9 protein-coding genes are annotated in these 12313 nt (G+C 55.2%); 3 read left to right on the top strand and 6 right to left on the bottom strand.

From position 1 onward, the window contains the following. The first annotated feature begins 94 nt into the window (after positions 1-94). The gene (locus ACFO1S_RS13340) at positions 95-721 is read left to right on the top strand and encodes a TetR/AcrR family transcriptional regulator (RefSeq protein ID WP_378126926.1); all 627 of its coding nucleotides are present in this window, start codon (positions 95-97) and stop codon (positions 719-721) included. A 60-nt stretch (positions 722-781) separates the two neighbouring features. Continuing rightward, entirely contained in the window at positions 782-2644 is a 1863-nt protein-coding gene (locus ACFO1S_RS13335) for an alpha/beta fold hydrolase (protein WP_204604870.1), read from the top strand. On the opposite strand, the gene ACFO1S_RS13330 is transcribed toward ACFO1S_RS13335, so the two are convergent. From ACFO1S_RS13330 to ACFO1S_RS13310, 5 genes are all read right to left on the bottom strand, one after another. Beyond that, on the bottom strand, positions 2637-4109 hold the full coding sequence (locus ACFO1S_RS13330; protein ID WP_378126923.1) for a DUF5605 domain-containing protein: 1473 nt from the start codon (positions 4107-4109) through the stop codon (positions 2637-2639). The two genes, ACFO1S_RS13335 and ACFO1S_RS13330, sit on opposite strands and share 8 nt — an antisense overlap. Positions 4110-4126: 17 nt before the next feature. Then, complete coding sequence (locus tag ACFO1S_RS13325) at positions 4127-4969, bottom strand: carbohydrate ABC transporter permease (RefSeq protein WP_204604871.1); 843 nt, start codon at positions 4967-4969, stop codon at positions 4127-4129. Then, positions 4969-5907 carry a carbohydrate ABC transporter permease gene (locus ACFO1S_RS13320; RefSeq protein ID WP_378126922.1) on the bottom strand — a complete coding sequence of 313 codons (939 nt, stop codon included), beginning with the start codon at positions 5905-5907 and terminating at the stop codon, positions 4969-4971. The genes ACFO1S_RS13325 and ACFO1S_RS13320 overlap by 1 nt, the downstream gene beginning before the upstream one ends. A gap of 25 nt (positions 5908-5932) precedes the next feature. Next, positions 5933-7276, bottom strand: a complete 1344-nt coding sequence (locus ACFO1S_RS13315; protein ID WP_204604872.1) for an ABC transporter substrate-binding protein — start codon at positions 7274-7276, stop codon at positions 5933-5935. 66 nt (positions 7277-7342) lie between these two features. Beyond that, a complete protein-coding gene (locus ACFO1S_RS13310; protein WP_204604873.1) occupies positions 7343-9958 on the bottom strand; it encodes a family 78 glycoside hydrolase catalytic domain in 2616 nt (871 codons plus the stop codon). A 176-nt stretch (positions 9959-10134) separates the two neighbouring features. On the opposite strand from ACFO1S_RS13310, the gene ACFO1S_RS13305 reads away from it, so the two are divergent. After that, positions 10135-11025, top strand: coding sequence for a helix-turn-helix domain-containing protein (locus tag ACFO1S_RS13305; RefSeq protein WP_204604874.1), 891 nt, complete (start codon positions 10135-10137; stop codon positions 11023-11025). Here the strand turns inward: ACFO1S_RS13305 and ACFO1S_RS13300 are convergent. Next, positions 11013-12200: a glycosyltransferase family 2 protein gene (locus ACFO1S_RS13300; RefSeq protein ID WP_204604875.1), complete on the bottom strand. Its 1188-nt coding sequence runs from the start codon at positions 12198-12200 to the stop codon at positions 11013-11015. The genes ACFO1S_RS13305 and ACFO1S_RS13300 overlap by 13 nt on opposite strands. Positions 12201-12313: the final 113 nt, after the last annotated feature.

Raw genomic sequence — 12313 nt, 5'->3', positions numbered from 1 at the left:
CCGACTCGCCAGCTCGACCTGCCCGAACTGCGACGGAGCAGGCTTTATGTAAGCTATTATAGCATTAAGCCCGGGATGTAGGGCGATAGGAGAAATGATAAAGTTTGACTACCTACATTTAGTACTGTATAGTTCTAGTATGACGAAAAAATCAAAGCCTTCCAACCGCGATATCGTGATCCGTATCGCAACCGGCCTTTTCCTGGAGAAGGGCTATCCCATGACCAGCATGGATGAGATCGTAGCCGCGAGCAAAGTGTCCAAGACGAATATTTATTACCACTTCAAGAGCAAGGAGGAGCTCCTGAGCGCTATCGTCACACAGATGATCGACCGCTATGAGCAGGTCATTGCCGAAATCGCCGGTCAGTCGCAGCTTGCCGTCGCGGAACGGCTTCGCCGGTTCGCTTCCTTGCTGGCCGACCAAGGACCCGACAGTCTCGGCGGCTGCCCCTTTCTCACCCTATATGTTCAGACGAATCGGGAAAGCCGCTTCGTAAGAGAGGAAATCAGCCATTTCTTCCATAATCAGATCGCAACGATAGAGAGGTTGCTTCACGAGGGGATCGCTCGCGGGGAGTTCAGCTCCGAGCTGCCGGTATCGCAAATTGCCGTCATGATCGTATCCATGATCGAAGGCGGCTTGTTCCTGCAGCATACCCAGCAGGACGAGACGCTCTTGCCTCGCGTTCTCCATGCTTTGGCATTTTTGCTGAAGTAATTTTTTTACCCCTAATTAGCACTAATCAGTACTATAAGATGAAAAGAGGGATTCTCCGGGATGAGTTCGATATTTATTACGGGCGGCAGCGGCTATATCGGAAAATATGCAGTGGCGGAGCTAGCCAAGGCGGGTCACAAGCTTTTCGTGCTCGCGCGCTCCAAAGACAGGCTGTTTGAGGGGTTGAAGGGGATCGGATGGCATGACTTCACCTCCATCCACCCGGTGCAAGGCGATCTCACCTCGCCTTCGTTAGGCCTCTCGCCCGACGATCTGCAACGGGTGTTGACGGCAGACCTCATTGTTCACGCGGGCGGGCCTATGGACATTCAGTTGAAGGAGGAAGCGGCAGAGAGGGTTTTTCTGGGGGCTGCCCGCGAGATCGCCGAGCTTGCCCGAACCCTTCATGCCGCGAAACGGTTAAGTCATTTTATCCATGTCGTGGGGTATAAATCCCCCTATTCGGACGATTGGGAGAATAGAAAGCCGGCCGAACCAAGCCGCCGAGAGCCCGCCTACGAGAGAATGAAGTTCGAAGCCGATCTTCTCATCCGACAGGAGCTTCAAGCTCTGCAGATTCCCTTGTCGGTGATCAACCCGAGCGTCGTCGTAGGCGACTCCGTAACAGGCGTTACCGAGCAGACCGGTGGGCTAGGCCTTCTGGTTGACGCGGTACGCAGGAAGCTGATGCCCCTGGTGCCGGGCGGCGGCAGCTATTGGCTCCCTCTTGTGCATGTAGATCATGTGGCAAAGCTCATTGCCGCCCTGGCGGGGGAAGCGCATCCGGCGAACCGGACCTACTACTTGCTGGACCGGCAAAAAGACAGCCCCGATATGATCGAGCTGATCCGGCTGATCGCTAAGGAGACGCGCGTGGGCGGTCCGAAGGGAAGCGTCCCCTTCCCTCTCGTCAAGAGGCTGCTCGGCCTCGGCGGGGGCCGGTTGGTCGGACTTCCTAAGGAATCCCTCGATTTTATCGTGAATTCCGATTATCCGACCGAAGCCAAGGACGATATTGCGGCGGCGAGCGGCATGCCTCTCTCGCTGGAGCGATCCACGTTGCCCTTGGTTATCGCAGATCTGGATTATCGGCTCGCGCGCGAGCCGGTTCGATTCCCTGCGCGTTTCCAGCCACGAACAAGAGCAGGCATGGTCACGCTGGAAAGCCCCGGACAAGGGACCCCGATCGTTCTTGTACACGGCACCTTCAGCCATTCCTTGCCGCTCATGCCGCTTGCGCAGCATCTGTCCGATCAGGGGCATCCTGTCATCCTTCCCGATCTTCCGGGATTCGGCCGCTCTCCCTTCCATCACGACCGCTCGGTTCTGCGAGGGTTCGAGCAAGCGCTGGAGGGCCTGATCCGCAGTCTGAACTCCAAGGTCGTGCTCGTCGGGCATTCCTTCGGAGGCTACCTTGCCGGCCGAATGCTGGAGACAATGGGAGATCGCATAGAACGCGCCGTTCTGCTCCAGCCCGTACTGGAGCCCGTCAGTCCGTCCTTCAGATTCTCCCCGGTTACGCAAGCGTTGCTGCGTATCCTGTCCCTCGGGTCTTTGCGCAGGAGATTGCTTTCCTCCGGAAGCTTCGTTAGCGAGGGGGAGATTCCGGAAGGCTACTTGGCGGGATTACGCGCCGACATGAAGTCTCCCCGTATTCGTACAACGACTGCCGAGGTTATGTCCGCGCTCGCCGATCGGAGAAGGCCCCGCCTTCATCCAAGCCGCTGGAGCGCGGACAAGGTTTCCGTTGCATGGGGAACTCAAGACGTCCGCTCCGATATCCCGCAGCCGTTCCGCGGGCTGCGCAGAACTCTATTGCCTTACGCTCATCAATTTCCGCTCTCGCATCCCGCAGAGACTGCGCAATACGTGCTGCAGCAGCTTCTGCCGAATACGCTGAACACGATCGGCGAATCTACTTGATCCTGCGGATGCGAACGGCCTGATACACCTTATCCGGCAATTCCACGCGGCTCAGCCCCGAGAAGGTTCCTTCGACCTTGGTTACGGTCATCGCCCATGTGTCGATAATATCGACGGCAAACTCGGCTTCCTCGGGAAGAGGAATGTCGCGATAGCAAGGACGGTGAAGGCCGAAATATTGCAAGTAATACTCTCCTTCTACGCCGATGGTTGGCACATCGTAAATCTGAGGAATCGGCGAGCAGTTGTCGGGCGCCTCCTCCAGAATTTCCCGGAGGAACGCGATTCGCTCCGGGCTGGAGCCGTGCAGCTTGCCGCCCTTCGCCCACCAGATATCGTTCTCCGGATCCGCATAGGTTTCTCCATGGGCGCAATACGCGCCCCGCGCGACCGAATCCCAGAATCGCCGGGTCATCTCTTCTGCGGTAATATTGCCCCAGCGCTGCGGCAGATTGCCTTCGTAACAGCATTCATCGATCACCATCGGCTTCGCATACTGCCTGTGCCAGATCGGAGGCAGCGTTACGTCCCAATGCTGGACGCTCAGATGCGTCACCCACGGCTTGGCATGGTCATAGAAGCGAATGCTGCCATGGTCGTACATTCGGGTTCCGTTATGGATAGAACGCAGATGGGAATACGGGTCTTCCTCCTGTACAATCCGGAACAGCCTATCCCAATCGGTCAGCGTTTTCTCCTTCATGAAATCGTACTCGTTGGCCAGCGACCACCATACGCTGCGAATCGAAGCCAGACGAGCAATCGCATAGCGCAAATAGAAGTCGTCGACGGCGGCATCCATGCGGTCGAAGCCCCAGTGCCCTTCATCATAGGGATGGAACAAGATCAAATCCGTCTCTATTCCCAGCTTCTGCAGGTCCAGAATGCGCCTCTCCAGCTTCGCGAAGAAAAGCGGATTAAAGCGGGTTAAGTCAAAGCCGCCTTCCGGCTTCTGCTCGAACGGATAGATGTCCGGATCGATCGTGTTAAACGCGTAGTGCTTCGGGAACACGCACATGCGCAGCTTGTTGAATCGCGCGCCGGACAAGGACTGCAGCGTCTGCTCCTGCATCTCCTCCCCGAAATGGATCCAGGCGTAGCAGGTCGTGCCGAACGGGTGATACACCGTGCCGTCCTCATAGGCGAAATGATAGGCGTCGCGAACCCGAACCGGCCCGCGATTGCCCGCCGATGGCGGCACGCATTCAAAGCGGCCCGACACGCCGTTTAGCTCGGCGGTAGCGCTGATCGTCTCGTAGCTCCACTCGCCCTCCCGATCCGGCAGGAACCGGACTAGGTACTTGCCTTCGCCATCGTAGAAGCCGTTAACCTTAACCTCTCGTCCGCCGAAACGGAATACCGCCTGTACGGAATGGTCGCGGAAGGGGTTGCCTGTGCTCGGCCCGCGAAGCGGGAGCTCGAACACCCCCCACTTCTCTACGCTTCCGCTTGCTTGAATCGTCACCGTAATCTCTCCTTTTCTCAGCCTTTAATTCCCGTCGTCGATATGCCTTCCACGAAATATTTTTGCAAGGAGAAAAAGATCAGCATGCTCGGAATCAAGGATACGACCGACATCGCGAGCATCGCTCCCCAATTGGATTGGCCCGAAGAATCCAGGAACAATCGCAATCCGAGCGGAACTGTATATTTCCCCGGAGAATTCAAATAGAGCAATTGACTGAAGAAGTCGTCCCACGTCCAGATGAAGGTGAAGATGGCCGTCGTGATCAGGGCCGGCAGCGCCAGCGGCAGAATCATGCGCCAATAGATCTGTATGGAGCCGCAGCCGTCGATGGTCGCCGACTCATCCAATTCCTTCGGTATTCCGCGAATGAACTGCACCATCAGGAATACGAAAAAGGCATCCGTCGCCAGCAATTTGGGCACAAACAGCGGACTTAAAGAATCGATCCAGTCCAGTTGGTGGAACAACACATATTGCGGAATAATCGTGACGTGATGCGGCAGCATGATCGTCACCATCATGAGGGCGAACCAAACCTTCTTCCAGGAAAAGTTCAAGCGCCCGAATGCATAAGCCGCCATAGAGCAGGATATCAGATTGCCGATGACCGCCAGCACGCATAACAGAATGGAGTTCAGCAGGTAGGTTCCGAAGCCCGTCTTGGAGATGCCTGCCCAGCCTTTAATATAGTTGTCGAAGGTCACTTGGGTCGGAATCAGGCTTTGATTGGAGAATATCAGCTCGTCTGGCTTGAAGGAGCTGCTGATCAGCCATAGAATCGGGTAAAGCATCACAATGCCCATCGTCAGAACAAAGACATGAACCAGCCAAGCCGTATTCTTGGAGTATACTGTCATTAGGATCGTCCCCCATCCGCATAGTGCACCCAATATTTCGAGGTACCGAAAATAACGGCGGTGAAGAGACCGATCACCACAAGCAAGATCCAGGCCATAGCCGACGCATAGCCCATTTCAAATTGGGAGAATCCCTTCTGGTACAAATAGAGCGTGTAGAACAAGGTGGAATCGATCGGGCCGCCTGTGCCTTTGCTGATGATGAACGACTGCGTGAACGCCTGGAACGAGCCGATCAGCTGGATGATCAGGTTGAAGAAGACGACCGGCGATAGCATAGGGAACGTAATGCTGATGAAACGGCGGAATTTCCCCGCTCCGTCGACCTCGACCGCCTCGTAGAGGTCCTGCGGAATCTGCTTAAGCCCCGCCAGGAAAATAATCATCGAGGAGCCGAACTGCCATACGGTCAAAGCCACGATCGAATACAACGCATAGGACGGGTCCGAAATCCAGTCCGGCGCTTCGACCCCGAACACGTTCAGCAGGAAACGGTTTAATAAACCGTCTCCGCCGAACATTTGCCGCCACAACACGGCGATTGCTACGCTCCCCCCGAGCAGGGTCGGGATATAATAGATCGTTCGGTACAAGCGCAGGCCTTTCAGCCCTTTGTTAAGCAGCATCGCCACCGCAAGCGTAAATCCGAGCTTAAGCGGCACCGAGACCAGAACGTAGGTGAGGGTTACCTTTAACGATTGCAGGAAACGCGGATCGTCGAGGAACATCTTCTCGTAGTTGGCGGTGCCGATCCACTTGGCCGGGGTCAGCACATCGTACTGCGTAAAGGAAAGATAGAACGAGCTGACCATCGGGCCAAGCGTCAGCACGAAGATTCCGATAAACCAAGGCAGTAGAAAAAGGCAGGCGACCGCATTTTTCTTCCAGAGCCTTATGAAATAGTGTCGTATTCGCAGAGGATTGGCAGACGGTTTCAAATACGGTCCCTCCCATGGTTGACTTTTATTTCGACTTCGCAATCGCTTCCTTCGCCGCCTTTACCGTTTCAGCGGCGGCATCCGCCACGGACGCTTTCGCAAATGCGACCTTCTGCGCGGCATTCCTCAGAGCGGCATCCCATTGCGCAATGTTCGGCATTTCCATATCCATATCGCGCGCTTGTTGGGCAGCGACGTCGAGATAATTATAGGTTCTAAGCACGACAGGATCGGCATTCCCCTTCAGAGCTTCGCGAACGACGCTGGACCCCGGGATTCCCCGGTCGCTTCCGAGAATCGCCGTCGCTTCCGGATCGTTGACGAAGAAGCTGATGAACATTGCCGCTTCCTCGGGATTTTTCGAATCCTTGCCGATCGCCATGAATTGGCTAGGCTGAATCCACATCCCCTTCTCGCTTCCGCCCGTCGGCAACGGGATCATCTGAAGCTCGTCCTGCATCGCGCCTTGGAAAGCGACCAATTGATTCGACCAGATGACGGACATCGCGACTTTTCCTTCGACCAGCATGGAGTTGTCCGGGGAAACCTCCAAATACGCTGCGGCCTTCGTGGCAGGAGGAATGATCCCCTCTTGGCGGAACCTCTCCCACATCTCGTACCAGCCCGTCATATCCTGTTCGTCAAAACCGACGTCCGTCCCGTTATAAAGCGCTTTCCCGTTCTGACGCACATAGTGGCCTACATAGTGCGTGAATGCGGATTGGTCGGCGAAAGCGTAGTTGCCGTTGCCCAGCTTCTCAACCAACTGCTTGCTGTAAGCCTCCATCTCTTCCCACGTCCAGCCGGCCTTCGGCGGCTCCAGCCCGGCCTTCTTGATCAATTCCGTATTGTAGACGATACCGAGCGCATTCGAGCCTAGATTCACGCCGTATTGTTTGCCGTTAAACTTCCCGCTCGAAGCAATCGCTTCGTCGAAGTTGCTTAGGTCGATTGCGTTGCCCAGATAGGAATCGATGTCCAGCAGGGCGCCGCGAGTAACGTAGTCCGGGTAATTGTTGCCCAGCTGGATCAAGTCCGGCGCGCTGCCCCCGGCAATCTGGGTGTTCAGCTTATCCCAGTACCCGTCCGCTCCCAAGAATTCCGCGTTGATCTTGACATAGGGGTATTTCTTCTCGAACAGATCGATTACTTTTAACGTCGCGTCATGCCGAGCTTGAGATCCCCACCACATGATGCGAAGCTCGACGTTGTCCTTCTTGCCGCCTTCGCTTGGGCTTGAAGATGCACTTGCAGAGCTTGTCGCGGATGGTTGAGCACCGCTATTTTCTTTGCTATTCCCGCCGCAAGCGGCGATAAATACGAGCAAACCGGTAAGCAACAAAGCCCAGACCCTTTTTCCCTTAATCATGATGACAGCCTCCCTGTGGTTGTTGGTGCTATGGTTAAACTGATGAATCAGTGTAAAACCCGTTGGTCAACATTCGAACGCATACCGTCCCGATCCAACACGATACGTCGTCTCTCCCGGCTCCAGTCCGTCTCCGTCTGTGCGATTCGCCGGAGCGGGAAGCACTACCATAGCCGTCGTATTGGGCGGGATCAGCACCTCAAGCGCAAAGCCCTCCGGGCCGACTCGCCAATGGGATTCGATTCGCCCATACAGGCTTTCGTAGCTCGCCTTCACGTAGCTCAGCTTTCCTCCCGGGCAAGGACGAAGCTTGATATGCTTGAACCCGGGCGATGCAGGATCAGCCTCGATCCCGGCGGCATATCTGAACATCCATTCTCCGACGGAGCCCAGCGAGTAATGGTTAAAGGAGTTCATCGACGGAGATTGAAATCCGCCCTCCTCCGTCCATCCGTCCCACCGTTCCCAAATCGTCGTTGCCCCGTGCCTAACGGAGTAGAGCCAGGAGGGGAATGTCTCCTGATGCAGCAGCGTATAGGCGAGCTCCGATTCCCCATATTCCGTCAATGCCGGCAGCAAGCACCCCACCCCGAGGAACCCCGTCGACAGGTGATTGTCATTGGCCCGGATCAATTCCTTAAGGCGGTTAATGACCTTCCCTCGCCATTCCGTCGGCAGCATCTCGAAGTATAGCGCCATGGCATAGACGGTCTGCGTGTCGCCGTGAATAATTCCTTCCGGATTCATAAAGCGGTTGAGGAAGGCCTGCGTAATCTGACGGAACAGTTCTCCGTAAGCCTCGGCATCCTCCTCCCGGCCGACAACCTTCGCGATCTCCGCAAACAATCGGGTGCTGTAAGCGAAGTATTGGGTCGCGAGCACCTCTTTGGGCGTATCCGCCCGGATCGACAGCCAGTCTGCATGATTGGCGTAATCCGGACGAATCAACCCATCGCTCGTCCCCTTGCAATAGTCGATCCATCTTTTCATCGCGTCGTAATGCTTCGTTAAAATCTCCTTGTCGCCGTACATCATATAGATCGTCCAAGGAATGATGATCCCTGCGTCTCCCCAGCCTGCATTATCCGGGGCGTGCCAATTGGCGCTGGATACTTTCTTGAACTCCGACCAGTTCGCATCCGGCGCCGTATCGGGGAAGGCCCCGTCCTCGCGCTGGGCATCGATGACATCCTGCATATATTTATGGAAGAAGGCGGCAACGTTCTGATTGTAGGTCGCCGTTCGGACGAAGACCTGCGCGTCGCCCGTCCAGCCCAGCCGTTCGTCCCGCTGCGGACAATCGGTCGGAACGCTGAAGAAATTGCCCTTCTGACCCCATACGATATTCGCGTATAAGCGGTTTATCTCAGGATTGGACGTCTCGAAATCTCCCGCCTTCCGATTAGCGGAATACGCAGCCTGACCCAGCAAATGATCTGCGGGCAGCGCATCCGGCAATCCTTCTACTTCGACGTAGCGGAAGCCGTGATACGTAAATTCAGGCTCCAGCCACTCCACTTCCTCGCCGCGAAGGATAAAGATATCATCCTGTATCGCTTTACGCAAATTCGCGGTGTACAAGGTCCCGTCGGCGTTGAGCATCTCCGCGTGCCTGACCGTAACCACCTGTCCCTCTGCACCCGCAACGCGCAACCGTGTCCAGCCCGCTATGTTCTGGCCGAGATCGTACACCCAGCGGTTTGCGCCCGCAGCATGAACGGAGACGGGAGACAGCGCTTCCACCACTTGAATCGGCGGCTCCTGCTGAGCGACTAGCAGACCGTCGTAAAACTCGAACGTGTGCGCCTCCGCCCAGCCCTCCTCATGGAAGCCGGGGCGGTCCCAGCCCTGCGGCTCCAGCCTCGTATCCTGCTTCTCCCCTTTAATAATATCGGAATATACGATCGCCCCCGTATTTAAGCGCCATGAGCCGTCCGTCACAATGCTGTGACGCGATCCATCCGTATATTCCACATTCAACTGCACCAACAGCTGCGGACTTGTGCCGTAAACCCTGCGTCCCATCATCCCGACGGTTCCCGCATACCACCCCGTACCGAGCAGTACGCCGATCGTGTTGTCTCCTTCCGCAAGCATGGAGGTAATGTCGTAAGCCTGGTATTGAGTGCGGGTATGATAGTCCGTCCATCCCGGAGCGAAACGATCGCCTCCCACGGGCTCGCCGTTGAGTCTGAGACGATACAAGCCCAAGGCGCTGGCATACACCGTAGCCTGTCTGATCGGACGATCCGTTGCAAAGGATTTTCTCAGGTAGGTGACCGACGGATAGGCTTCCTCTGGAGAAATCACCCGACCGATCCATTCACCGCCCCATGCAGAGCGTTCAAGCAGTCCCATGGCCCAATATCCGACATCGCTCCACGCTGACGGACGGTCCAGCTTGTCCCATACGCGAACTCTCCAGAAGCACCTCTGACCGGAGATCAGCTTGCTCCCTCCGTACGGAACATGAATCGATTCCGAGGAATCGATGCGGCCGCTATCCCACAGATCCGGTTGCTCGAGAGAAAGAAGGGAAGGCTCGGTAGCCGCTTGAATGCGGTAGGCGGTCTGATATTGAGCGGATTCCCCGGACTCCAGCTTCCAGCTCAGCTTGGGAATGGGGCTATCTACATTTATCGGGTGCGGTTCGTAATTTACAGTAAGACTTGCAGGTAACATGAGCGAAAACTCCATTCTATCGGGATAGCGCTTTCATTTCATGTTCATTATAAAAGCATGAAAGGGATGATATATGGGGTGATCACGTGGATTTTATAGGTTGATTCACGAATCGCACTTGCTTTTGGAGAAAGAAGAGGTAAGATGGGGTTAACATCAACAGGCGGGGGACAGCTATGATTCAAATGCTGGGAGGGGAACGCTTCTTTGAACCGGATTTCCCGATATTCGTAAACCGCGAGACGGAATCCTTCAAGGTCAAATTCCATCAACATGACTTTATCGAGCTTTGCCTTGTGGAGGAAGGGCATGGCTTCCAGCATATCGGCGACGAGGTCATTCCGGTGCAGAAGGAGGATTTGTTCCTGCTGCCGGTCGGAACGCCTCATGTGTTCCGGCCCTCCTCCCCGCAATCGACGGCTCCTCTGGTCATCTGCAACTGCATTTTCAAGCTGGAGGCGATCGAGGAGGTCAAGCACTGGATTCCTCAGGACTCCGAGCTGTACCGCATTCTGTACGCGCCTAAAGAAAGAATGAAAGCCTGGTACCAGTACAGAGATCGGCACAATCGTTTCGGCCAGCTATTTCACACGGCATACTTGGAATATCACCAGCGCTTCTCGAATCATCGTACGATGCTGAAGACGATTCTTCTCCAGATCCTCCTGCTGCTGCAACGAACGCAGACGGTAACACCTAGTCAGATCGAACTTCCTATCCCCCACAGCAGCAAGGAGAAGGTTGAAGAGATCATTCAACACGTCAACCAGCACGTGCATGAGCCTTTGCTGCTGCATGCGTTGGCCGATGCCTATTTCATGAGCGTAAGCCAGCTTCAGCAGCGATTTAAAGCGGCTACGGGGCATACCTTTACTCACTATATCCAGCAGCTGCGCATAGAACGCAGCTGCGAGCTGCTGGAGACAACCGGGCTAACCGTTCAGCAGGTGGCCCATCGGGTCGGGTACACGGATATGAAGTTTTTTCACGCGTTATTCCGCAGAATTGCCGGCTGTACCCCGAAGCAATATCGGAAGAAGGGCAATCCAACGGATCAACGGTCATAGAAAGAGCGGACGAACCTGCTCCCGACCAGCAGCATTCCCCGATAGGCGAGCACGCCTAGCTTTTTCCACGAGAAAACCTGTCCTAAGAAGCGCTTGATTTCCTGGGGGTCGAAAACATAGGAGCTCGGGAAGTATCGGATCTCGCTTCGTGTATGACCAAGAAGCTGAACCCATAGATGGAAGTCGAGCGATTCGACTTCGTCCCGCACAATAATCAGATTGCCCGGCTGAGCCGACAGCTCGGCAATTTGAGCTTTCAAGAAAGGAAGATCCTCTTCCTTCCGTAACGCGAGGCGGTGCACGTTCCGATTCCGCTCCCTTCGCATCAGCATCGGGGCTACTCTCCGGGTAGCGTAGGCGTAGTTGAGCCGCCACCGGGGGAGCTCCCGGCGGAGCTGGGGATAAAGCTTATACATCTGCTTAATATTCAGATCCCACTCCCTCATTTTGTTCTGGCTTTTCAAGTCTCCGAACGCTTCTCCATGGTATTGATGCAAAGCGTCCATACCCGGGCTGTAGACAATGCTCATCCCCAGACGGTAGCAGCGATAGCCGATATCCGTGTCCTCCATTCCCCAGCCCTTGTAGCTTTCTTCGAATCCCCCCAATTGCTCCAGTCTTGCCTTGGGCAACGCCATGTTGCAGGAATACACGCAGTGCCAAGGATGCTTGAGCGTCGGCAGATTAAACGAATAGAGCTGACTGTCGAAGTGCCGCACCTCCAGATACTCCAACTTGCGATAATTTCTTTCGAATATTCGGCCCGATCTGACATCGGCCAACGCTACAGGCTCCTTCAGCATAAAACGGTAGGAAACGACGAGCAGGTCCGGCTGAGTCTCGAAGCAGCGCTCAAGCTCCCGAATGTAACTGCGGCCGACAATCATGTCGGAGTCCAGAAAGGCGACGAACTCCCCCCGAGCTTTACTCCAGCCGATATTGCGAACCCTCGATCTGCAGGAGTTTTCTGTACGCTCCAGATAGTGATACTGAAAGGGATAGGTTCTCGGTGTTTCCCCGATCTCGTTCCGGGTGTTGTCGTCCGAGCCTTCATCAACGACAATCACCTCGTACCCGCCGCTCTCGAAGCCAAGCTGGTCGTTCAGCGATTCCAACGTGTTGTTGAGCAGCCTTTTATTATTGTAGGTGGGAATTACGACACTTATTTTGATCAATGCGCAGCGCCCCTCTTCTTATTTCCTATGAATATTTTAACATTTATTAGAAAATAATTGACAAAAAAAAGCGCTTCTGCGTAATGATCGCAGTAGCGCTTACCTCATCGTTT

It is taken from the genome of Cohnella boryungensis, from assembly GCF_042651945.1.
GTDB classification, from domain to species: domain Bacteria; phylum Bacillota; class Bacilli; order Paenibacillales; family Paenibacillaceae; genus Cohnella; species Cohnella boryungensis.
This window is presented reverse-complemented; position numbering and strand designations above follow the sequence as displayed.

Excerpts from the sequence above, each read along its gene's own strand:
- ACFO1S_RS13310 (WP_204604873.1), bottom strand. The coding sequence starts at position 9,958 with ATGTTACCTGCAAGTCTTACTGTAAATTACGAACCGCACCCGATAAAT.
- ACFO1S_RS13325 (WP_204604871.1), bottom strand. The coding sequence starts at position 4,969 with ATGACAGTATACTCCAAGAATACGGCTTGGCTGGTTCATGTCTTTGTT.
- ACFO1S_RS13335 (WP_204604870.1), top strand. The coding sequence starts at position 782 with ATGAGTTCGATATTTATTACGGGCGGCAGCGGCTATATCGGAAAATAT.
- ACFO1S_RS13305 (WP_204604874.1), top strand. The coding sequence starts at position 10,135 with ATGATTCAAATGCTGGGAGGGGAACGCTTCTTTGAACCGGATTTCCCG.
- ACFO1S_RS13315 (WP_204604872.1), bottom strand. The coding sequence starts at position 7,276 with ATGATTAAGGGAAAAAGGGTCTGGGCTTTGTTGCTTACCGGTTTGCTC.
- ACFO1S_RS13340 (WP_378126926.1), top strand. The coding sequence starts at position 95 with ATGATAAAGTTTGACTACCTACATTTAGTACTGTATAGTTCTAGTATG.